The following is a 22,420-nucleotide window of genomic DNA, read 5'->3' on the forward strand; positions in this document are numbered from 1 at the left end:
TATTTTCTCTATTCACTCACAATTTCTTCCATCAATTGCCGATCTCTTTCTTCTCTCATTTGATGAATAATTTCAGTAACATCGGTTTCAAATGGGTTTCCCTGACGACGTTCATAAATGGCTTTTCGAGTTGCGTCAATTCGTTCTAATGCAATTTCCCAAGAGGGGTGATCTTTGAGTTTTTTTCCTAACAATTCCTGTTCTTCTAGGGACAAGGATTTAATTGCATTAACTAGAGATTCCACGAGTTGAATATTCATTTTTTTTACATCTTTGACCAAAATTATCGGTGTTTATGAAGAGTTATCATAGCCTAGCCTTTGATTATAACAAAGAGACGCAAACTCCGTCGCTTACGTCCCCAATTCATCCCCAATCAAAGTTTACCGCTTGGATAACCGAGAAATAACCCGTGTAAGGAAAATTAGCCCGACTTTTTTAACAATTGTCGGCAAAATTTTGCTTGCTTTTTTCACGGCTTTTTGCAATAATATTTTTATAAGACTTTATATATAATGGAGTGGTGGCACTCTAGAAAAGACAGACAGATTCCCATTATAAGAAAAGTATAACCGAAGCCGCCGCCCAAGTCAAGGGATCACTCCTTTTTTTTGAGAAGTTTTCAGAAAAAAAAATCAAAGAGGCAGCCGGAGATATTCGGTTTTTCTTCACTTTTTGGGCGAAAAAACCCTTTTAGGATGCCTATAATAGGAGAGAGAAAGGGTTAAAAACTAAAAAAAAATGGCGGAGAGAGTCCAGAAAATCCTTGCCCAGTGGGGAATTGCCTCCCGAAGAAGGGCGGAGGAGATGATCGTGGCCGGACGAGTGAGACGGAATGGCAAAATCGTGCAGTTAGGAGAAAAAGCCGACCCCGAAAAAGATCACCTAGAGATAGACGGAAAAAAAATTGAACCGGCCAATCGTCCCCAAAGATTGTATATACTGGTCAACAAACCCATTGGTGTGGTTTCTACCTGTAAGGATCCGCAAAACCGGCCGACGGTAATTGACCTTTTGCCCGACTCCCTCGCCAGCGAGACAGGGTTACATCCCGTAGGAAGGTTGGACATTAACACCACTGGGGCTTTACTCCTCACCAACGACGGTCAACTCACCCTCACCCTCACCCATCCCCGTTATCATTTGCCCAAAACCTATCGGGTTTGGCTAGATGGTGCGATTGATAGACTTGCGCTCCAGCGTTGGCGAGAAGGTATCCTCTTAGAGGGAAAAAAAACCTTACCCGCACAGGTTGAGATACTCAAGCAAACCGACCAAAAAACCCTACTAGAAGTTATTTTAGTGGAGGGAAGAAATCGGCAGATTCGCTGTGTAGCCGAAGAATTAGGTTATCACGTCCTGAAACTTCATCGCAGTGCCATCGGTCGTATTCAACTAAACTCTGGTAATAATTCCCCCTTACCCTTGGGTCATTACCGTTTTTTAACCCTTGATGAACTGAAATATTTAACAAGCCAGATTAACTAAGCTGAAAGTCAGCCCCTAATAGCGATATGTTTCGCCTTCTCCAATCACAACTCGATCCCCAGCATAAACAGCGAACCAAATTACTGGAAATCGGCGTTTATTTGCAAAAAAATCGCCTAGAACAGTCCCTTTCCCTCGAGGAAATTGCCCAGAAAACCTTAATCCCGCGCCATCGCCTAGAAGCGTTGGAAGCGGGGGATTTGGAAGCATTGCCCGAGCCGATTTATATTCGTTGGTTAATCAAGCAATTTGCCGATAGTCTCGCCTTGGATGGTGAGACGATTAGCCGACGTTTTCCCACCAAGGTAAATAACTTTTTTAGGGGAACAAAACCGTCTTTATCGCTGCCGCGTCTTCAAATTCGCCCGATTCATCTCTATTTTCTTTATTTAATCTTAGTTATTGGTTCCGTACAAACCCTATCCCACGTCCTGCAAAAATCGGTACTGCAATCGAATCGCTTACCGCCGCCTTCCTTGCCACAACAGCAAATTGTCCAACCGAAAAGCAATCCCCTTCAACCGGTAGCCAACAAAACCAGCAATAATCAGCAGCTGGTGGTGGAGGTAAAACTGGAAGATGACTGCTGGCTGCGGGTGGTGGTGGATGGCAAGACAGAATTTGAGGGTGTGCTGCCCCAGGGAAGCCATCGCACTTGGCAAGCAAACCGAGAATTAACCGTGAGAGCGGGTAATGCCGGCGGGGTTTACGTTGCTGTTAATAATGCCAATGCTAAACAACTGGGGCAACCGGGCAAAGTCGAGGAAGTCACCTACCGGGCAAATTGAGCTAATTTATGCAAAAGGTTTTTTCACCCCTCGATCGCCTTCAGGGAGGGTTAATCGGGGCATATATTGGGGAATCCTTGCATAATCAACCCCTAATACCAGCCTTTAACTATGAGGCTACACCAAGGACGACCCTGCTTTTGCAAGCTCTGCAATCTCAGGAAGATTTGCCCATTGCGATCGCATCTAGGCAGCAGTCGGAATCGGCGTTATTATTTGTGCTGTTGCCGGAGATTTTAACCTGGCCTGACCATGGGGAACGTTGGCAAGCTAGATTAGATTTTTGGCTGAAAAAGGGCTTAATTTCCGATTTAACCCGACAAGAAGCGATAATTTGGGGAGAGGCGGTAGGTCTGTTATTAGAGGGGAAAAAGCCTTTAAATCAGTTAATCGGGCAATTACTAACTATTAACCCCAAGAATAAGCTATTAGAGCAGATTCAGTTAGCTTTAGGGCAAAATCATCCCTTCGAGTCCATTTTATCGGCTTGGGCGAAAGAAATCTCACCTTTAGGAATTGCGATCGCAGCTTCTCTCTATACCTTTCTGCAAACGAGCGAGGATTTCGCCATTAGCGTGCGTCGTGCTAATTCTAGTCCCTATCAACGGCAATTAACCAGCACTTTAGCGGGAATTTGGGCGGGATTGTACAACGGCATCGAGGGGATTCCCCTAGCTTGGCGGCAAAATTTGCCGAAAGAGCCAGTTAAACAGCAATTAATGGATAAAGCCGAGGAAATCTATCGAATTTCTTTGGGCATATCTCCTCATCTTGTCCTATCTCCTCATACTGCCATCGCTTACGGGGGAACAATCCAACCCCGTCCCAGCTTAAAATTGGTCTCTCAAGACAGCTGAAGATCGCTGCTATTTGGACTACAGGCGATCGCTGGCTTTAATGAGCGATCACATCTCCTTCTTCCCAGTCGAGGGGAACATGGGGGAGTTGCCCGGCAATAGACTGGCGTGTGGTGGCGGAAATGCCTTTGGTGAAGATGCGTAACACCAGCTGCCCTCTGGCATCTAGACCGATTCCAGTGCCAGTTACACCGGGTTGAGCCATCAACCAAGCTTCTTGGCTGTCACGCAAAGCCAACAACTGTTCCTGAGTATAATTTTTCATCGAAAATTTGGGTCTGAAACCCCGTCGTTCTACGACGGCTTTACTGTTAAATATTAACACATTTACGAAATATATGCTAAAATGTGAGGCATGGAAAAAGCCTATTCGTTTCGATTTTACCCCACACCAGAACAAGAGTCGCTATTGCGGCGCACTTTGGGCTGTGTAAGATTAGTTTACAATAAAGCTCTCCATCTCAGAACACAAGCTTGGTACGAAAAGCAAGAAAGAGTAGGCTACGCTCAAACTTCTTCAATGCTAACCGATTGGAAAAAGCAAGAAGAATTAGACTTTTTAAACGAAGTTAGTTGTGTACCTTTACAACAAGGGTTAAGACACCTACAAACAGCTTTCACTAACTTCTTTGCTGGTCGTACTAAGTATCCTAACTTTAAGAAAAAACATCAGGGAGGAAGTGCCGAATTTACTAAGTCAGCTTTTAAATTTAAAGACAGACAAATCTATTTAGCCAAATGCACAGAACCTTTACCTATTCGATGGTCAAGACAAATACCAGAAAGCTGTGAACCAAGCACAGTAACAGTCAGATTACATTCCTCAGGACGTTGGCATATCTCAATAAGATTTGATGACCCAACAATTAAACCCTTACCCCCAACCGATAAAGCCATCGGAATTGACTTAGGAATTAGTAGCCTAGTAATTACCAGCGATGGTGACAAAGTGTCTAATCCTAAGCATTTTAAAAAGCATTATCAGAGACTGCGAAGAGCATCGAAAAGCCTTTCTAGAAAACAGAAAGGGTCAAAAAATCGGGAAAAAGCGAGAATCAAAGTAGCCAAAATTCACGCCCAAATTACTGATAGTAGAAAAGACCATTTACACAAGCTAACCACTCAATTAGTTCGTGAAAACCAAACGATTGTGGTTGAGAATTTAGCCATCAAGAATCTGGTCAAAAACCCGAAATTATCTCAGGCAATATCTGACGTTAGTTGGGGAGAAATCACTCGACAATTAGCCTATAAATGCCGTTGGTATGGGAGAAATTACCTCGAAGTAGATAGATGGTTTCCTAGTTCTAAGCGGTGTAGTAATTGTGGGTATATTGCTGAGAAGATGCCGTTAAATATTCGAGAGTGGGACTGTCCAGACTGTGGGACGCACCATGACCGAGATATTAACGCTAGTAAAAATATTTTGGCCGCAGGGCTTGCGGTGTCAGTCTGTAGAGCGACCATAAGACCAGAACAGAGTAAATCTGTTAAGGCAGGTGCGAAAAATCCTTCGGGACAGAAGCAGAAACCCAAATCGTGAGGTTTGGGAATCGCCGTCCGTTTTACGGCGGTGAGGATGTCAATGGTGTTACCCCTATTAAATCGATGGTCGGCGACAAATAAATTTTAGCTGAAACAATACCCGATCGCCTCTAGGATTCGGCGATCAGGTGCGGAGATTGGCCAGAGGAAAACTTGAGGGTGAATTAGCGACTGTTGACAAATCTCTGAATGGAAAGTTGCGAGATCACGGCTTCGATCGGGTTAGCAAAGGTGATACTGTTGTCTGTTCGTCCTGCAAAGAGGAGGGCGACGGGTTGATTGCTGTTTGCCGTCACGATCAGTGAACCAGAGTCCCCACCGCGACTAAAAGGATTGCCGCCGATGCCACGGATGCCGATCTGATTGCGGAATTGGGCGGCACCGCAGGAGTAGCCCCCGACGGAGATATTGACGTTAATATCGGTAATCGTGCCGATAGTTGCTTGGGTTGTCCGACCATTTTTCTTCACCGTCATACCTAGGCGGGCGGCGATCGGTGTAGGATTGAGGGTGTAGTTGACATGACGCGGATCGACAAAACTAAAAGCTGTCCAAGCAACGGCCGCATCTACCAAGTTAGGGCCTGGACAGTTGACCCGGACAAAATTTTCCAAGAGGGCGATTCGATCGCCAGGGACAACCCCACCATCAACCCGTCCGGGCTGGATAATCGGATCGCCGATACGGGCGTTGTTGGAATTGGCGATGACGTGGTTATTACTCAACAGGCACAGCTTATTATTGCGTAGCACCACTAGACAACCAAGAGTCCCCGCGGTTACTTGCGGATGACCGATGGAGACACCACAACGAACTGGGCGCGCATAACGACGATTATATAACTGGGTGACGATCTCGCCCACTTCTTCGATTTCTACAGGCATACCCCCGATCGAGGTGGGTACGGCGGCAAAAGCACTAGCGGCAATTGTCCCAGCCACTTTTTCGCTGACGTAGACTTTCAGAGTCACATCGGGGGTAAGCAGTCCACCGACGCTACGAAAACCGATGCCAGTGCCGAGAATGCGTTCCCCTCCGGTGTCATAGTCCGCAATCGACTCGGATAGGGAGGCGGTAAAGGTTTCACTGCCACCGAGGCGCTGTTCTAATTCTTCTTGGGCTGAAAACCAATCTTGAGTGATACCGATCGTATCGATCGACTCGGAGGCTTCCATTACTTCTAAGGCTTGATTTTCGCTTCCCAAAGGCGCATTGGGATCAAATTCGATCACATCTTTATTCGTTGACGATTCCATACCAGAACCCTCCCGCTCATCGGGCATTTCATAAGGTTGATTCATTGTTAAAACCGCCTTGTTCACAAGTTTTTTACTGGGGTTATTATTACCAGAGTAAGAGAACCGATCATAACCACTTGACCTCTCAAGAATTTATTTCTCTTAACTGGAACAAACCCTAGCTATAGGCTATCTATAACTCCTAAACATTGACCCCTGTAACCAAGATTTTGAAATATTTATTTGTAAAACTTTTTAGATCTTTATTATCTCTTCTTGTTCGAGCGAACTCAATTATAGCAGTTATCTCAATGGTTATATAGGAAGTTTTTCCTCTGCATTTCATAGGCAGAGTCCGATGAAATGCGAAAATTGTTGCCTGTTCCTACTCCAAGACTTTTTCAGCAAACCCTACTTAGTTTGAAAGATATTTTGTACCATTTTTTTATCTAAACCTGCGGCAATTTTATCTAATTCTGCTATTTCCCCACTGTCTAAACTCCATCCTAAAGCACCTAAATTATCCTCAGCTTGCCGAACATTTTTAGCTCCAGGGATAGGAATTGTTCCCTTACAGATACACCAATTTAAAGCAACTTGACTAATAGTTTTATTTTTAGCTTGGGCGATAACTTCTAGGCAACTTATCAGAGGCGAAATAGCGGGAATTAATTGAGCAAAAAGGAAGCGACGTAATCCTGGGGGTAAGTTTTTATTATCTCGATATTTCCCCGTTAATAACCCCAAAGCTAAGGGACTGTAGGCAATAATTTTAATACCCAATTGATCACATAGTTCCTTTAATCCCAAGTCAGTGAGAGGATAGGTAGAAAGGAGAGAATACTGTACCTGTAAACTGGTAATAGGAATGCTGCGACTGGCAAACTTTTGATAGGCAGACTGCAATCTTTGCGGTCCAAAATTGGATAAACCCACTCCTTTAACTAACCCTTTTTCCAGACAATCCCCCAATCCGTCTAATAATCTTCCCTCCTGCCATGGCGCATAATTGCCCGTTGACCAGTGCATTTGCACTAAATCCACCGGGCGACCCAATCTGGTTGCCGAAGCTTGACAAGCTTTCACCATGGCATGACGGGTTAAACGCCAAGGATAAGGGGCGAGTTTGGTGGCAATCTGGATATGATCAGCGTTATAACCGCTATATTCGCCTGTAAAGCGTCCTAATAGCTTCTCACTCTGTCCGTTGAGTTTGCCTGTGCCGTAGGAGTCTCCCGTATCAAATAGGGTGACACCCCGCTCGACGCAGAGATTAAAAACCGCTTGTAACTGGCTATCCATGCTCTCATCGTAACCCCAGAGAAGACGATTTCCCCAGGCCCAAGTACCGCAGCCCATGGGGGGAAGGGATAGAGTTTGATGTGTGACTGTCAAGGGATTCATGGGTCAGTTTCTCTGGGTTTTTTCTCAAGCTTTCAGCAAGATATTTTATACTAAATCTGGTTATTAAAGACTGATTATTTATTCCCCTTTTTGACTTTTGCATGAGTAGAAAACGGGTTTCTCCGAGTAGAAAACGGGTTTCTCCGAGTAGAAAACGGGTTTCTCCGAGTAGAAAACGGGTTTCTCCGAGAAACCCGTTTTCTGTACTAAATCGACTTGGGTTTTTGTTTAACAAATAATCCCCGCAACCAATAGTAAAAACTATCGATATAAGTAAAGATTACCGGCACAACCACCAAAGTTAATAGGGTGGAAGTGGTAAAACCACCAATAACGGCAATTGCCATCGGTGCGCGAATTTCCCCATCTGCACCTAAAGCTAAAGCAATCGGTAACATCCCGGCAATTGTGGAAACGGAGGTCATAATAATTGGTCGTAAACGAGAGACTCCCGAATCAATCACTGCCTTAAATTGCGGTTTCCCTTCCTGAAGACCACTCAAGGCAAAATCTACTAACAGAATCGCATTTTTGGTGACTAATCCCATCAGTAAAACTATGCCAATTAAAGCGTATAAACCTAACTCTTTTTGGGTAATTAAAAGAGCAATTAAAGTCCCACCAATCGATAAAGGAAGGGAAGTTAAAATCGCTAAGGGATAGAGAAAATTGTTATACAATAAGACCAGAATCCCATAGATAGAAATAATTGCTAAACTTAACGCCCCCAAAAAACGAGCGAAGATATCCCGCATAATACGAGCATCACCAAAGGGTTCTTCTGTCACCTCTGGGGGTAAGTTTTTCATGATTGGTAAAGCGCGAATTTGTGTCACCGCACTTCCCAAAGAAACTCCCTCTAAATTAGCTCCAATATTAACCTGACGTTGACGGTTAAAGCGTTGAATTTCCGCAGGTCCACTACCTAAGCTAATTGTCGCCACCGAGTTAAGCGGTACTAACGTCCCATTACTGCTAGGAACGCGCAAATTTTGCAGAGTTTCTATCTCACTGCGTCCATCATTGGCAATTTTCACCCGGATGGGAATTTGTCGGTCAGCAAGGTTAAATTTAGCTAAATTAAACTCATTATCGCCGATTAAAGCTAAGGATGCAGTACGGGCGATCGCTCTGACCGAGACTCCCTGATCGGCGGCCCGGACGGGATCTGGTTGAATAATGATCTCCGGTTTAACTAAACTTACCCCGGAACTGACCTCGACAAAACCGGGTAATGCCCGCATTTGTCGCTCTAATTTTTGGGCAGTTTGGGTTAAAATATTGCCATTTTCACTTTTAAGGACTATAGCCACATCTTTAGTGCTTCCTGCTCCCCCCTGCGCCCGAAAAGTCACTCTAGCCCCTGGTATCTTCTGGAAATCCCGGCGGGTTTGTTCCTCAAATTGCCGTTGAGTTAGCGATCGCTGTTCCTTAGCAACTAAATTAACATATATTAAGCCCGTATTTACCCGTCCCGAATCTCCCGGAATAGCCAAAACATTAGCGACGGCGGGATTTTTTTGCAGTAAACTATTCACCTGATTAGCCACGGCAACAGTATCATTCAAAGTCGCACCGGGAGGTAATTCTAGACTGATCGTACTTAATCCAGTATCCCCGGAACTAAATAACCCTTTTGGAATCAAAGGAACTAACTGTAAACTACCGATAAAAAAGACCAAAGCCGCTAATAAAGTCAGGATTCGATGACGTAAAGCCCAAGTTAACAAACTTTTGTAGGGACGAAAACGGGGGCGCGAGGAGGGATGATTATCACCAGTTTTGATCTTTTTCGGCTGTAGAATATAGGCACTTAACATCGGGGTGACGGTGACAGCGATCAAACTGGAAAATAGGGTAGAAACCGCCACCGTAACGCCGAAAGGTTGAAAGAATTGCCCCGGCACACCACCCATAAAAGCAACCGGCAGGAATACCGCCATAATTGCCGCTGCACTGGCTAAAACGGCTAATCCAATCTCTTTTGAGGCATCAAAGGCCGCTTGCAGGGGTTTTTTACCCATAGCTAAATGTTGATCGATGTCCTCCACCATACACACCGCGTCATCGACAAGATTACCCAAAGCTAAAGCTAAGGCCAGCAGGGTCATGCCGTTAAGGGTATAATTTAGGGACTGCATCACCCAAAAAGTCGGGAAAATCGACAAAGGCAGGGCCAAACCCGTGATAATCGTGGCGCGCCAATTGCCTAAAAATAGACCCACCGTGATCACCGTCATCAGACAACCAATCAGGAGATCACTAAGAAGGCTTTCGTAACTAGCACGAATTGAGTCAGCACGGGTAAAAATTAATTGAAATTTAAGATCTTCGGGCAGTTTTTTCTTTAAATTCTCGATTTCTTGACGCACTGCTGTTTCTACCGTCACCAGAGTGCTGCCAGTCCCCCGTAAAATCGAAAAACCCACCACTGGCTGCCCATCTAAGAGGGCCATTTGTCGAGGATCACTGGAACTATCGCTAACTGTCCCTAAATTGCTTAAGGGGACGGTATCACCGTTAGGTAAAGAGATTTGATAATTTCTTAAATCTTCAATGGTTTGAGCGCTGCCGAGGGTGCGGACAGTTTGTTCGCTACCAGCGATTTCCGAGCGCCCTCCGGGTAAATTAATATTAAAACTACGAATTTGGTCATTAACCGCCGTAGCCGTGATACCGTAGGCGATCAGACGACCGGGATCTAAATCTACACGCACTTCTCGATCGACTCCCCCAATCCGATTGACTCGCGCTACTCCCGGCACTCCCGTTAAAGCGCGGCCAATTTGGCGATCAACTAGATCACTTAATTCGGCGATCGATCTTTTCGGGGAGGAGATGGTATAGTTCATCACCGCACCCCCGGCAAATTCTAAACGTTGGACAATTGGATCATTAGCATCCTGGGGTAAATCCTGTCGAATTTGCGCTATGGCATTTCGCACATCATTGGTAGCGCGATCGCTGTTAGTGCCAAGGATAAAGTTAACGGTGGTGGTGCTGCTGCCTTCGTTAATGGTGGAAGTAATTTGATCGATATTACCCAAAGCAGCCACCGCATCCTCGACTTTTTTGGTGACTTGGGTTTCCAATTCCTCTGGACCGGCGCCGGGTTGATTAACGGTGATAATCACGGCCGGAATGTCAATATTAGGAGAGCGATCGATCCCTAATCCTAGAAAGGCAATGTATCCCATTAAGGCCATAACCAGGGAGATCAGGATCGTCGGAATGGGATTTTTGATCGACCAATTAGAAATATTAAAAGCCATAATTTCAGTTATCAGTTATCAGTTATCAGTTATCAGTGGGTAAGTTATCAGTTACCAGTTACCGGTTATCAGTTATCAGATTTGAGTTTTAAGTTTTAAGTTTTGAGTGAGCAGTATGTATTAAGTGAGCCTGATCAAATGGCAGTTTGCTACTGTCTTTTCACTGATCACTGTTTACTGTTTACTGATCACTGATTACTGATCACTGATTGCTGTAATTTTGTCGCCATCACCGAGATAGGCTGCCCCTTTGACCACAATGCGATCGCCCGCTTGTAAACCAGTGAGAATTTCCACGCGATTATTCGACATAATTTGACCTAATTGCACAGTTTTGGCGGTAACTGTGTTATCAGGTCCCACTAAATAAACTAGAGCTTGATTATCTTTTTGGGGTAAAACCGCGGTCATGGGGACAGTTAAACTATTGCTAGTATTCGTCACGATCGCACCTCGTAAAAACATCCCCGGTTTTAATCCCGTCTTGTCGGTTAAATCGACTTTAACCGTTGCTTGACGGGATGTCTCATCGACGATGGGATTAATTTCGCGCACCTGTCCCGATAATTTTAAACTGGTATTAGCATCGGAAGTGATAGTAACAGGCGCTCCGACGCGGATTAAAGGCAATTGATTCTCAGGAACCCGTAATCTTAGCTCTAAACGCCCATTTTCGATGATTTTAAAGAGAGCATTTTGACCGTTGGTAGTATCCCCGATGCGGCCATTTCTTTCAGCAATTTTGCCACTGACCGGAGAAATCAGGCGAGTCTCGTTTAATTGGGCTTTAACAATGGCTAAACGGCTTTGAGCCTCCGCTAATTGGGCTGTAGCTTGGGCAATCACTTCGGGACGATTGCCCGCTTGCAATTGCGCTAGTTGCTGCTCTGCTTCTCCTAAACGGGATTGGGTCTGTTCTACGATCGCCGCTTGGTTTCTTTCTTCGTTGAGGACTTCATCGAGACGATCCCGGGCGATCGCTCCTTCCGCTTCTAAACTTTGGTTTCTCTGGACGCGTTTTTTAGCCAAATCCCAATCCGATTGAGCTTGACTAATTTCGGCTTTTATGCGTTGAATAGTTTGTTTAGCTCTAGCGATCTCCTCTTTACGGCTACCTGCTTGCAATTCTGCCAAACGCGCCTGGGATTGGGCGACATTTGCCTGTGCTTGGGTTAATTGCGCTTGTAGGACGGTATCATCGAGACGAGCGAGAATTTGACCTTGACTAACGATATCACCCTCATCGACAAAGATTTCTTGGATTTGTAGTCCCGTCGCTTGGGAAAGAATCGGGATTAATTCATAGGCTGCCACGCTTCCAGTCGCTTTCAGGGTGCGGTCCACGGGAGTAAATTCTACCCTAGTGGTGGTTACTGTTTGTGCTGGTGCTTCATTTTTTGCCGCTACAGGCTGAGTATTGGGGTTTTGGGCTGTTTGGGGTCGATTAGCGAAACGAGTCGCCCCTAGGGTCAATAAAACCCCCAATCCCACACCGATAAATAAACCCCTTCCTCCCGATAGCCAAGAGTTGGTTTTTGTCGGTTTTGGCGAGTATTCGGGTTCCTCTGGCTCAATTTCGGGATTAAATGCGATTTCTTCGGGAACTAGCGAATTATCGGCTGAATGCTGGTTATTTTCTAGGGTATCTGGCCGCACGGTCTGCCCTCTCGGTAGATTCTGGATAAAATGTTAAGTTTTGTATCCATTTATAATCTAACGGAAAAAGGTCGCAGGTGGGGAAACTGAGAAAGTGGACTTGCTCTAAAAATCCAAAATTGTTGTGTTTGGTGAGAATTCAGTAGGCAGGAGAATTAAGGATAAGTAATCAGAAATTAAATGGTTTATTTAGAAGTTTTATGCCAGTTAATACTGATTTTTGGCGTTTTTGAATCCCCAAAAATTAATTATGCCAGAGGTTTATTGTTGCCCATCAGAAAAGTGGGGAATCCCAAGCGTTAAGGAACTTGCGCTTTGATAATGTACCTTTTGGGCGAACGCAGTTCGCCCCTACATTGTGGACAAAATCCGTTACTGTCGGGGCGCCTGGAACCTGCGCCCTCTGCGCGGAGGGGGTTTGCTGATCACCCTAAGTAGGGCGAGAGCCTTCGAGAGCCACCTTCCAATAAGGGACTTGCGCTTTGATCCTGTGCCATCTGACTGGTCTGATTCTTCTACAGAGCGATTTTCAAAGCTGGGATATTATTCCCACGCCAGTCCCTAAGTTAACTTTTATCAACGTCCAGACTAGACTTTCATGGGTTGGGAGTATCATCGAAGTATAAATACTTAGTGATGCCGATTCTCTAGGTTAAAAAATAGCCCCAGTCAAGAAGCGGAGGCAACCATGAATGACCTCTATAGCCAAGGCTTTGCACCAGAAGACTATTCGCTTAACCCTTTAGATAGTGAAGCTTTGGAGTTAGTTTCCCCAGATTTTACGGAGGTGAATCTGCCGGAAACCGAAAGCGGTTGGCAGGAAATGCCGACTCAAGGGGGTTGGAATTGGCAAAATGAGATGATGGTGGATTCTTTCAACTATCAACCTGATGAGTCTTGGCAAGATGTATCCCACTGCCATCAAGATTTCCATTATGAATCGCCAGAAGCTTTAATTAATGATATTCCCCATCAAGAATTAGGGTTTACGGGGTTAGGAAATGTGCATTTGTTGGCAGATTTACAAACGGGTCCAACCTGTGGTTACGAAACCATTGAAAATATTGTCCAGTGTTTCCATCCCGAGATTACGAATCATTTCTCAGACCAACTGCAAATAGACTATCCCGGCCGAGAAGGTGCATTAAATCCTGAGGATTACCAAGAAATTTTGAGTTCTTATGATATCCCCTCCCATTGGGCAAATTTTGACCATCAGGAATTGGCTAATGCTTTAGATGAGAATCGTCCCGTGGTTTTTGTCGGGGATGCCCACAATTTAGACCCGATTTCCTATCCCGATTCCCAATCTTGGCACGCGATTACTTTAACCGATGTTAGCCGAAATCTCGATGGTGACGTTATTGGTTATCGGGGGATTGATTCTAATTTTCCCTATGAGGAAAAGTTTTGGTCTTGTTGGCAAATTGAACAAGCAAATGAGCAGTTGACTGGGGAGGTTTTAATTACCGATAAACCAGCGGAAGCTTGGCCGTTTAAAACTACTTTAAAAAGTTAGTTTTTGGAGAGTAAAAATATGTCTTTGAATTTACCAGCCTTACCCGAAAAAACGGGGTTTTGGCGTTCGATTTGGGATAAAGCAAAAAACAGCTTCAACTATTTGTTTAAACCCCAAGTTTATTCCAGCCAAATCTTGGCAGATACTCAGCGCATTAATACCGAGAGAAATATTGAAGCTCAACAGGAACGGGATAAAGCACAGCAGGAATTACAGCGGATGCAGATAGTTTCCCAGGCGCTGCAAGCAAAGGCTAATTTAGATTTGCAAATGGAGCAAGGAGAGTTAAACCGACAACTACAATTAGAATTAGCGAAGTTGAATCAGAATGCACAAGCAGAACAGGGAATTCTTAATCGAGAACTGCAACTCAAACTAACTCAATTAAGTCAAGAATTTCAAGCGCAACAGGGAAAACTCAACCGAGAACACGCTGAAAAACTAGAAATTTTGCGAGGACAATTGCAAAAATGGGCTTTAGATCAACAAAAAGAATTGCAACTCCATCTCAAACAATTAGATGCAGAATTGGCAAGAGAATTAAGAATTTTTGATCGCCAAACTTCCCTAGAGGTGATCAAAGAACAAAAGCGAGAAAAGAATTCGCCTTTGATTTTTGTCACAGAAGATTTAATTAATCTCAACCCTGATGAAATGCGCTTATTAGTGCTATTTTCACCGCCAAAAATCAGGCAAGATAATCCTTCTCAATCGTCTGGAGGTCGTGGGTTTCCTGATGCTGAACACGCTTTAGCTGATTACTTGAGGGAATTTTTCCAAAAATACACTAATCAAGGAAGAACCATCGAATTTTTACCCGGTGCTTGGACAAGTAAAGCTTTTCATAGTGAATCTGCTGCTAAAGCTATTTTTCGAGGACTGAAAACCGAACCGACTTTAATTCTCGAAGATTTAATCGAGGGCAATAATTTATTTATCAATATTGCTTTTTGGGGATTAAATTGGTCTAAGTATCGCTATCAGAAAGCTATCTCTTTATCGTGGCTAGAAACACTTTTTGATTTTGTTAAAGTTCGGACTCTAGATTGGGCAGAAAAACGACAAGCTTATCAGGATTCAGGGAAAAATTCTGAGCAGTTCGATCAATTTTTTGGCAATAAGGTTGTGGAGGGATTAAGAAGAAATTTAAGTGTTCTGGAAGCAGAACAGGAATGTCTAAAATATGACTGTGATCCTAGTGAAATAGAACGTCCTTATTGGGTCAATGAAAAAGATTACCAAGCACTAATTCAATTTATTGCTATTTGCCATTGTCTATTTGCTGGAATGTTCATTGATGAATTTTTCTTACTGCACGTTCCCAATCGCTATCGAAAATCACCTTTTTTACCGCAATTGTTGCCTGATTTAATTAAAGATATTCCTGAAGAACAGCAGACAGAATTAATAGAGATGGTTGTTGCTTCCTACGAAGCAATGTATCAAGCTCTGGAGGCAAGTGAGTCGGCATGGATATCTGAACTAAAACTAGATTTAGCGGAAAGTTTAAGTCATTTTTCTAATCAATTTGTTGCTAGAAAACAGATCGATGAATCGATTAAAGCTTGGCTAGATCTGCGTCAAATAGACTTTCAAGGACTTGAGCCGATGGAAGTCTTAAATCAATGGGTTACTATTGATGATCAAGCTTACATTGATCGACTCAATCAATGTTTGTTGAATCTAGGAGAAAAACGACAACTGAATGTTAGTTTAGCTTGCTATAATCGAGGGCTAAATTATTATCAAAACCGAGAGTATCAAAAAGCCATTTTCGAGTTCAGTCAATTAAGTGAATCAGAGTCCCCACAAGCAGAGGTTTTCTATTATTGCGGATTGACCTATAGTCAATTGCAAAATTATTCAGAAGCAGCCAAATATTTTACTCGCTCTCTGCAAATTAAGCCCGATTGGGCAGAAGTCCATTTTGAGCTAGGTAAGGCTTATCAAAAATTAGGAAAAGTCCAACAAGCTTTAGCTGAATATCAACAGACATTGCGGCTAAAACCAGAATTTTCTGAGGCACTAAGTAAACTGGAATTAGAAGAACCTCAACAAGAATTCTCCGACAATCTTCCATCTTTTGATTTTCAAACTGTCACCGTCGATAGTCGAGGGAAAGAAGTCAAACGAGAAAAGAAACAAGCGCAGTATTTTACAGAAAACTTAGGCAATGGTATCACCCTGGAAATGGTCGCTATTCCACCAGGACAATTCAAGATGGGTTCACCCGATGGACAAGGAAGTGATGACGAACGTCCCCAACATCTAGTGACTGTTTCTGCCTTCTTTATGGGCAAATATCCTATCACTCAGGCCCAGTGGAAAGCAGTGGCCTCCCTGCCAAAAATTGAACGTGACCTCAGCTTAAATCCTTCTAACGTCTCTGGCAATAATCGCCCTGTTGAAAAAGTCTCTTGGTACGATGCGGTGGAATTCTGTCAGCGACTCTCGAAAGCGACGGGACGAGACTATCGCCTCCCCTCGGAAGCGCAGTGGGAATATGCCTGTCGTGGGGGAACCACCACTCCCTTCTATTTCGGGGAAACCATCACCCCCGATTTAGCCAACTACGACGGCAATTCTATTTATGCTCAGGGCCCTAAAGGTATTTATCGTCAAGAAACCACCCCTGTTGGCAAGTTTCCCCCCAATGCTTTCGGGCTGTACGATATGCACGGGAACGTTTGGGAATGGTGTGCCGATACTTGGCACGATAATTATGACGGTGCGCCGACAGATGGCAGTGTCTGGATAGAAAATGGGGATGATAATCGTTCTCCTCGGCGGGGCGGTTCTTGGTACTCCATTCCGAATAGCTGCCGTTCCGCTTACCGCGTCAGCGGAAGCCGCCGCGACTACAACTACTACAACGGTTTTCGGGTGGTGTGCGGTGCTGGGAGGACTCTGTAACCCTTTTTCTCTTTTTTCCCTTTTTACCCTCATTCCCTATTTTTTCTCTTTTCTTTTCTTTCCCGCCCTTAGGCGGGTCGATTTTGTAGGGGCGAACTGCGTTCGCCCGCCGGCAATAATCGTCCCACCGGCAATAATTGTCCCGCCGGCAATTATCGATTTTGTAGGGGCGAACTGCGTTCGCCCGCCAGCAATTATCGGGTTTGGGGGTGGTTTTTGGGGATTTGGGTTTTTTTGGGGTATTTGGGGGGATTTGGGCGCACGCGATGCGCCCCTACGGGTTTGGGGGTGGTTTTTGGGGGGTTTGGGTTTTTTGGGGGTATTTGGGGGGATTTGGGCGCACGCGATGCGCCCCTACGGGTTTTGGGGTGGTTTTTGGGGGTTTGGGTATTTGGGGGTATTTGGGGGGATTTGGGCGCACGCGATGCGCCCCTACGGGTTTTGGGGTGGTTTTTGGGGGTTTGGGTTTTTTGGGGTATTTGTGGGGATTTGGGGGGATTTGGGCGCACGCGATGCGCCCCTACGGGTTTGGGGGTGGTTTTTGGGGGTTTGGGTTTTTTGGGGTATTTGGGGGGATTTGGGGGGATTTGGGCGCACGCGATGCGCCCCTACGGGTTTTGGGGTGGTTTTTGGGGGTTTGGGTTTTTTGGGGTATTTGTGGGGATTTGGGGGGATTTGGGCGCACGCGATGCGCCCCTACGGGTTTGGGGGTGGTTTTTGGGGGGTTTGGGTTTTTTGGGGTTTTTGGGGGGATTTGGGCGCACGCGATGCGCCCCTACGGGTTTGGGGGCGGTTTTTGGGGGTTTGGGTTTTTTGGGGTTTTTGGGGGGATTTGGGCGCACGCGATGCGCCCCTACGGGTTTGGGGGTGGTTTTTGGGGGGTTTGGGTTTTTTGGGGGATTTGGGGGGATTTGGGCGCACGCGATGCGCCCCTACGGGTTTGGGGGCGGTTTTTGGGGGTTTGGGTTTTTTGGGGTATTTGTGGGGGATTTGGGCGCACGCGATGCGCCCCTACGGGTTTGGGGGTGGTTTTTGGGGGGTTTGGGTTTTTTGGGGGATTTGGGGGGATTTGGGCGCACGCGATGCGCCCCTACGGGTTTGGGGGTGGTTTTTGGGGGTTTGGGTTTTTTGGGGTATTTGGGGGGATTTGGGGGGATTTGGGCGCACGCGATGCGCCCCTACGGGTTTGGGGGTGGTTTTTGGGGGGGGTTGGGTTTTTTGGGGTATTTGTGGGGATTTGGGCGCACGCGGTGCGCCCCTACGGGTTTGGGGGTGGTTTTTGGGGGTTTGGGTTTTTTGGGGTATTTGGGGGGATTTGGGCGCACGCGGTGCGCCCCTACGGGTTTTGGGGTGGTTTTTGGGGGTTTGGGTTTTTTGGGGCATTTGTGGGGATTTGGGGGGATTTGGGCGCACGCGATGCGCCCCTACGGGTTTGGGGGTGGTTTTTGGGGGGTTTCAGAAAAAATACGTCGGTGTGAATTGCGATCGCTTATGATGGGAATTGATAAGAGGTTTTGTGAGTATTGCGGGAATATATATGACCTTTGATCCTGAAAAACATCATCGTCGTTCTATTCGCCTCAGAAATTATGATTATTCCCAACCAGGAGCATATTTTGTGACTATTTGTACCTACCAAAAACGACCTTGGTTTGGAGAAATCAAAAATGGTCAAATGTACCTTAATCAATTAGGAAAAATTGTTGCTGATGAATGGCTAAAAACCTGCAAAATTCGACCTAATTTTCAATTGGCTGAATGGGTTATTATGCCCAATCATTTCCATGGAATTGTTATAATTAATGATTATTCTGGCGACAATCAGAGTTTGGGCAACGGGCAATCAGCCTCTAGATTTAGGCGCACGCAGTTCGATCAACTCACTGACCACGATGCGCCCCCACAGCAGAAACCGAATTCTTTATCGTCATGTATTGCGGGGTTTAAATCGGCGGTTACTAAACGAATTAATTTGCTTCGACAGAACAGAGATACTCCTATCTGGCAACGCAATTATTATGAATCAATTCTTCGAGATGAAAAGTATCTAGCAGTTGTTCGAGAATATATTATTAACAATCCCAGAAACTGGCCAAATGATCGAGATTATCTGCCAATCGATCGACAATCACAAGAATTATATTTAGATTTGTTGTTTTAAGCGAGAACATAAAACAGTAGGGGCGCATCGCGTGCGCCCACAACCAATTATTAGCCCACAGCCAATTATTAGCCCACAACCAATTATTAGCCCACAACCAATTATTAGCCCACAACCAATTATTAGCCCACAACCAATATGGAATTAATCAAAAAATTCAAAACGGATTTGGTATCACTTAACACTCCCACTGATCACTGATCACTGATTAGCCATTCCGAGGCTCTTTCACCTAGATCTAGGGGCAGACTAACCGCTTTACCGAGACGGGGACGCTCGCGGGTTTCGCGAATAAAAGCTTGAAATTGACTAACACCACCCCATTCGTGGAGATAATTAGCGATCGCATTGAGATGTTCCAGATATTCAGACTCGGAGAGAGGAAAAGAAGCTTGTTCAAGATATTTCCACATCACCTGCACATGAACTTTATCTTTGATGCGTCGCAGCCGGATATCGTAGGAACGACCCCATTTTTCTAGTAATAATTGCTGTAAGTCCACACCTGTCATGGTTGGTATCGCTTCTCAGATGTCAGTCAACCCCTTAATTTTATCTTATACCAATTCTCTACAGTCTGACTACAGGAGTTCGCTCCCCTGGGCATCCCCGATCCCCCGCCCTCCTCACTAAGGATAGGGCCGATAGACGGCGATATGCGACAATTCTCAACTCTCAAATCTTCACTTAAAAATGAACGACGAACAAATATTACTCAAAAAATGGCGCATTTTCTCTTGAAGAACAACAGAAAATTTTAGTAATCTCAAGCTAATGCAAAAAAATTATAAAAATATCAAAACTCAAAACGTAAGCCACACAACAGGTTATTATTATACCTAAAGAATTAGAACCAAAAGGTGATGAATTCTCTCTCAAACAAATTGTTAACACTGAAGAAATGGAATTTTTAGCAACTTTAGAAACAGGCTTGATCTCCGCTGTGGCAATCATCAAGTTTTGCCTAGAAAGTCTTTCGATCGCTTGTGTGGTGATCGGATTAATTAAAACCCTACAATTAGCTTGGCAGTCTAATCGTCACCGTCGTAGTCTTCCCTCTTTTTCTTTCAATCAAATTCGCATTCGTTTTGGTACTTGGCTATCTTTAGCCCTAGAGTTTCAGTTAGGTGGAGACATCGTGGCTACCACCGTCACACCTACTATAGAAGCCTTGGCAAAACTCGCCCTCATCGCTATTATCCGAACTTTCCTCAACTATTTCCTCAGCAAAGAATTGGAAACGGAATTGTCCCTGGAACAAGAGCGATCGCAACTAGCAGCCAGGGACAATCTCAGGGATTTTTAATGCCAAAAAAAGGTGAGTTGACAATCACCTGACACTAACCCCTGATCAGCTGTTGACTATCTAAATTACCTGTTAAGACTGCAAGGGAGCTGCGGAGCAGGTAGCAGGGAGAAGGGAGAAGGGAGAAGGGAGAAGGTAGTTCGAGCATTTGTACTAGAATATCCAAGACGCAGTTTAAATCCAGTACAGCTTAGTTGATCAACAGTTAAGGTGTTGACATCCTCGCCGCCCTAAAAGTGCGGCGATTCCTAAACCTCACGATTTAAGTTTCTGCTTCAACCACCGTTGCATACCACGGTTAAAAAACCATGTACTGTCTTACACAAAGTCCACAGACTTTCGCGACCTTTCAGAAGCCCGATTCCTTGTGTCCCACGGTACGGTTCTGACTAAACGCTTCTTGTACTTGTTGCGCGCGACTTTTTACCAGGACAAGCTTTTCTGAACGGAACCCCCTAAGCCGAGTTTTCAAGGTGCTGTCCGCCCACTTGGTTTTCGAGACGGTCTTTTTAATTCTAACGTAAAGCCAACCTAGAACGGCGGGGTTTCCCACCCAAAATTTTCGATGAGCAAATCTGAGCGAAGAAAGGGCGTAGGCTATACGTCTCTACCAAACGCCCCTAGCAATCACAGCAGGTGCAATTTAGGGGCGCAACGTGGTCAGTGAGTTTATCGAACTGCTTGCGCCCATAATGTGACATTGTGAACATTTTTCAGCCAAGGGCCAAGAGAGGCTCTTTTTTTTTCTGATATTGAGAGAATAAACCTGACTTTCTTACCCTAAAAAAGGGGAAAAACTGTATCAAAAGTAGCAGAAATGGGCAAAAAAAAATAAACTAGCTTCTGCTAATTATTGGAGAAGATTTCTCGATGAAACTCGCTATTAGGCCCCTTGTTTTATCAACTGCCACTTTAGGGTTAATATTTGGGGTGACACAAAACGCCCAAGCCGCCCTGATTACTGGAGTTACTGCTTCATCGAAAATTTTGGGTCTGAAACCCCGTCGTTCTACGACGGCTTTACTGTTAAATACTAGCGCATTTACCAAATATATGCTAAAATGTGAGACATGGAAAAAGCCTATTCGTTTCGATTTTACCCCACACCAGAACAAGAGTCGCTATTGCGGCGCACCTTGGGCTGTGTAAGATTGGTTTACAACAAAGCTCTCCATCTCAGAACACAAGCATGGTACGAAAGACAAGAAAGAGTAGGATATGCTGAAACGTCTTCAATGTTGACCGATTGGAAAAAACAAGAAGAATTAGACTTTTTAAACGAAGTTAGTTGTGTACCTTTACAACAAGGTTTAAGACACCTACAAACAGCTTTCACTAATTTCTTTGCTGGTCGTACTAAGTATCCTAACTTTAAGAAAAAACATCAAGGAGGAAGTGCCGAATTTACTAAGTCAGCCTTTAAATTTAAAGACAAACAAATCTATTTAGCCAAATGCACAGAACCCTTAGCGATTCGCTGGTCGCGACAAATCCCAGAAAGCTGTGAACCAAGTACAGTAACAGTCAGATTACATCCTTCTGGACGTTGGCATATCTCAATAAGATTTGATGACCCAACGATTAAGCCATTACCAGTAACAGATAAAGCCATTGGAATTGACTTAGGAATTAGTAGCCTAGTAATTACCAGCGATGGTGACAAAGTATCTAATCCCAAGCATTTTAAAAAGCATTATCAGAGACTGCGAAAGGACCCCAAAAATCTTTCTAGAAAACAGAAAGGGTCAAAAAATCGAGAAAAGGCAAGAATCAAAGTAGCCAGAATTCACGCTCAAATCACCGATAGCAGAAAAGACCATTTACACAAGCTAACCACTCAATTAGTTCGTGAAAACCAAACGATTGTGGTTGAGAATTTAGCCGTCAAGAATCTGGTCAAAAACTCGAAATTATCTCAGGCAATATCTGACGTTAGTTGGGGAGAAATAACTCGACAATTAGCCTATAAATGCCGTTGGTACGGGAAAAATTACCTCGAAATAGATAGATGGTTTCCTAGTTCTAAGCGGTGTAGTAATTGCGGGCATATTGTCGAAAAGATGCCGTTAAATATTCGAGAGTGGGACTGTCCAGACTGTGGGACACACCATGACCGAGATATTAACGCCAGTAAAAATATTTTGGCCGCAGGACTTGCGGTGTCAGTCTGTAGAGCGACCATAAGACCAGAACAGAGTAAATCTGTTAAGGCAGGTGCGGAACCCCGCAAGGGAAAGAAGCAGAAACCTAAATCGTGAGGTTTGGGAATCACC

At 44.7% G+C, this 22,420-nt stretch carries 17 protein-coding genes; 10 read left to right on the forward strand and 7 right to left on the reverse strand.

All coding sequences use genetic code 11. The annotated features are described in order from the left end of the window. Positions 1–8: 8 nt before the first annotated feature. The gene (locus GQR42_RS10540; RefSeq protein WP_158199940.1) at positions 9–260 is read right to left on the reverse strand and encodes a hypothetical protein; all 252 of its coding nucleotides are present in this window, start codon (positions 258–260) and stop codon (positions 9–11) included. Between the two features lie 481 nt (positions 261–741). Between GQR42_RS10540 and GQR42_RS10545 the strand changes: the two genes are divergently transcribed. The 3 genes from GQR42_RS10545 to GQR42_RS10555 are packed head-to-tail and all read left to right on the forward strand — an operon-like array spanning position 742 to position 3,133. Next, positions 742–1,488 carry a pseudouridine synthase gene (locus tag GQR42_RS10545; protein WP_158199941.1) on the forward strand — a complete coding sequence of 249 codons (747 nt, stop codon included), beginning with the start codon at positions 742–744 and terminating at the stop codon, positions 1,486–1,488. A 26-nt stretch (positions 1,489–1,514) separates the two neighbouring features. Further along, on the forward strand, positions 1,515–2,276 hold the full coding sequence (locus GQR42_RS10550) for a helix-turn-helix domain-containing protein (RefSeq protein ID WP_158199942.1): 762 nt from the start codon (positions 1,515–1,517) through the stop codon (positions 2,274–2,276). 8 nt (positions 2,277–2,284) lie between these two features. Continuing rightward, positions 2,285–3,133, forward strand: coding sequence for a hypothetical protein (locus GQR42_RS10555; RefSeq protein ID WP_158199943.1), 849 nt, complete (start codon positions 2,285–2,287; stop codon positions 3,131–3,133). A gap of 37 nt (positions 3,134–3,170) precedes the next feature. On the opposite strand, the gene GQR42_RS10560 is transcribed toward GQR42_RS10555, so the two are convergent. Continuing rightward, a complete protein-coding gene (locus GQR42_RS10560; RefSeq protein ID WP_158199944.1) occupies positions 3,171–3,398 on the reverse strand; it encodes a hypothetical protein in 228 nt (75 codons plus the stop codon). A 90-nt stretch (positions 3,399–3,488) separates the two neighbouring features. On the opposite strand from GQR42_RS10560, the gene GQR42_RS10565 reads away from it, so the two are divergent. Next, a complete protein-coding gene (locus tag GQR42_RS10565; RefSeq protein WP_158199945.1) occupies positions 3,489–4,676 on the forward strand; it encodes an RNA-guided endonuclease InsQ/TnpB family protein in 1,188 nt (395 codons plus the stop codon). Positions 4,677–4,842: 166 nt separating this feature from the next. On the opposite strand, the gene GQR42_RS10570 is transcribed toward GQR42_RS10565, so the two are convergent. The 4 genes from GQR42_RS10570 to GQR42_RS10585 all read right to left on the reverse strand — a co-directional run bounded on the left by GQR42_RS10570 (position 4,843) and on the right by GQR42_RS10585 (position 12,248). Continuing rightward, complete coding sequence (locus GQR42_RS10570; protein ID WP_158199946.1) at positions 4,843–5,979, reverse strand: hypothetical protein; 1,137 nt, start codon at positions 5,977–5,979, stop codon at positions 4,843–4,845. A gap of 348 nt (positions 5,980–6,327) precedes the next feature. Next, positions 6,328–7,320 (reverse strand): aldo/keto reductase, encoded by a 993-nt coding sequence (locus tag GQR42_RS10575; RefSeq protein ID WP_158199947.1) that lies wholly within the window; start codon positions 7,318–7,320, stop codon positions 6,328–6,330. Positions 7,321–7,526: 206 nt separating this feature from the next. Then, complete coding sequence (locus tag GQR42_RS10580) at positions 7,527–10,592, reverse strand: efflux RND transporter permease subunit (RefSeq protein WP_158199948.1); 3,066 nt, start codon at positions 10,590–10,592, stop codon at positions 7,527–7,529. Between the two features lie 195 nt (positions 10,593–10,787). Further along, positions 10,788–12,248 carry an efflux RND transporter periplasmic adaptor subunit gene (locus GQR42_RS10585; RefSeq protein ID WP_158199949.1) on the reverse strand — a complete coding sequence of 487 codons (1,461 nt, stop codon included), beginning with the start codon at positions 12,246–12,248 and terminating at the stop codon, positions 10,788–10,790. A 688-nt stretch (positions 12,249–12,936) separates the two neighbouring features. On the opposite strand from GQR42_RS10585, the gene GQR42_RS10590 reads away from it, so the two are divergent. The 3 genes from GQR42_RS10590 to GQR42_RS10600 all read left to right on the forward strand — a co-directional run bounded on the left by GQR42_RS10590 (position 12,937) and on the right by GQR42_RS10600 (position 18,841). Next, positions 12,937–13,767, forward strand: a complete 831-nt coding sequence (locus tag GQR42_RS10590) for a hypothetical protein (RefSeq protein ID WP_158199950.1) — start codon at positions 12,937–12,939, stop codon at positions 13,765–13,767. An 18-nt stretch (positions 13,768–13,785) separates the two neighbouring features. Continuing rightward, positions 13,786–16,680 (forward strand): SUMF1/EgtB/PvdO family nonheme iron enzyme, encoded by a 2,895-nt coding sequence (locus tag GQR42_RS10595; protein WP_158199951.1) that lies wholly within the window; start codon positions 13,786–13,788, stop codon positions 16,678–16,680. A 1,537-nt stretch (positions 16,681–18,217) separates the two neighbouring features. Continuing rightward, on the forward strand, positions 18,218–18,841 hold the full coding sequence (locus GQR42_RS10600; protein WP_158199952.1) for a transposase: 624 nt from the start codon (positions 18,218–18,220) through the stop codon (positions 18,839–18,841). A gap of 194 nt (positions 18,842–19,035) precedes the next feature. Here GQR42_RS10600 and GQR42_RS10605 read toward each other — a convergent pair whose 3' ends face one another. Continuing rightward, positions 19,036–19,353 carry a DUF3067 family protein gene (locus GQR42_RS10605; RefSeq protein ID WP_158199953.1) on the reverse strand — a complete coding sequence of 106 codons (318 nt, stop codon included), beginning with the start codon at positions 19,351–19,353 and terminating at the stop codon, positions 19,036–19,038. A 389-nt stretch (positions 19,354–19,742) separates the two neighbouring features. Here GQR42_RS10605 and GQR42_RS10610 point away from each other — a divergent pair, with 389 nt between their 5' ends. From GQR42_RS10610 to GQR42_RS10620, 3 genes are all read left to right on the forward strand, one after another. After that, complete coding sequence (locus GQR42_RS10610; protein WP_158199954.1) at positions 19,743–20,147, forward strand: DUF1622 domain-containing protein; 405 nt, start codon at positions 19,743–19,745, stop codon at positions 20,145–20,147. A gap of 870 nt (positions 20,148–21,017) precedes the next feature. After that, complete coding sequence (locus GQR42_RS29945; RefSeq protein WP_371731317.1) at positions 21,018–21,296, forward strand: hypothetical protein; 279 nt, start codon at positions 21,018–21,020, stop codon at positions 21,294–21,296. Continuing rightward, positions 21,218–22,405 (forward strand): RNA-guided endonuclease InsQ/TnpB family protein, encoded by a 1,188-nt coding sequence (locus GQR42_RS10620; RefSeq protein WP_158199955.1) that lies wholly within the window; start codon positions 21,218–21,220, stop codon positions 22,403–22,405. Before GQR42_RS29945 ends, GQR42_RS10620 begins: the two co-directional genes overlap by 79 nt. The last annotated feature ends 15 nt before the right edge of the window (positions 22,406–22,420 follow it).

The organism is Microcystis aeruginosa FD4 (genome assembly GCF_009792235.1).
In the GTDB taxonomy this organism is placed as follows: domain Bacteria; phylum Cyanobacteriota; class Cyanobacteriia; order Cyanobacteriales; family Microcystaceae; genus Microcystis; species Microcystis viridis.

Bases quoted from the DNA above. Each gene is read 5' to 3' on its own strand.
- GQR42_RS10545 (WP_158199941.1), top strand. From the start codon at position 742: ATGGCGGAGAGAGTCCAGAAAATCCTTGCCCAGTGGGGAATTGCCTCC.
- GQR42_RS10565 (WP_158199945.1), top strand. From the start codon at position 3,489: ATGGAAAAAGCCTATTCGTTTCGATTTTACCCCACACCAGAACAAGAG.
- GQR42_RS10595 (WP_158199951.1), top strand. From the start codon at position 13,786: ATGTCTTTGAATTTACCAGCCTTACCCGAAAAAACGGGGTTTTGGCGT.
- GQR42_RS10550 (WP_158199942.1), top strand. From the start codon at position 1,515: ATGTTTCGCCTTCTCCAATCACAACTCGATCCCCAGCATAAACAGCGA.
- GQR42_RS10555 (WP_158199943.1), top strand. From the start codon at position 2,285: ATGCAAAAGGTTTTTTCACCCCTCGATCGCCTTCAGGGAGGGTTAATC.
- GQR42_RS10600 (WP_158199952.1), top strand. From the start codon at position 18,218: ATGACCTTTGATCCTGAAAAACATCATCGTCGTTCTATTCGCCTCAGA.
- GQR42_RS10560 (WP_158199944.1), bottom strand. From the start codon at position 3,398: ATGAAAAATTATACTCAGGAACAGTTGTTGGCTTTGCGTGACAGCCAA.
- GQR42_RS10610 (WP_158199954.1), top strand. From the start codon at position 19,743: ATGGAATTTTTAGCAACTTTAGAAACAGGCTTGATCTCCGCTGTGGCA.
- GQR42_RS10605 (WP_158199953.1), bottom strand. From the start codon at position 19,353: ATGACAGGTGTGGACTTACAGCAATTATTACTAGAAAAATGGGGTCGT.
- GQR42_RS29945 (WP_371731317.1), top strand. From the start codon at position 21,018: ATGAAACTCGCTATTAGGCCCCTTGTTTTATCAACTGCCACTTTAGGG.
- GQR42_RS10540 (WP_158199940.1), bottom strand. From the start codon at position 260: ATGAATATTCAACTCGTGGAATCTCTAGTTAATGCAATTAAATCCTTG.
- GQR42_RS10575 (WP_158199947.1), bottom strand. From the start codon at position 7,320: ATGAATCCCTTGACAGTCACACATCAAACTCTATCCCTTCCCCCCATG.
- GQR42_RS10590 (WP_158199950.1), top strand. From the start codon at position 12,937: ATGAATGACCTCTATAGCCAAGGCTTTGCACCAGAAGACTATTCGCTT.
- GQR42_RS10620 (WP_158199955.1), top strand. From the start codon at position 21,218: ATGGAAAAAGCCTATTCGTTTCGATTTTACCCCACACCAGAACAAGAG.
- GQR42_RS10580 (WP_158199948.1), bottom strand. From the start codon at position 10,592: ATGGCTTTTAATATTTCTAATTGGTCGATCAAAAATCCCATTCCGACG.
- GQR42_RS10570 (WP_158199946.1), bottom strand. From the start codon at position 5,979: ATGAATCAACCTTATGAAATGCCCGATGAGCGGGAGGGTTCTGGTATG.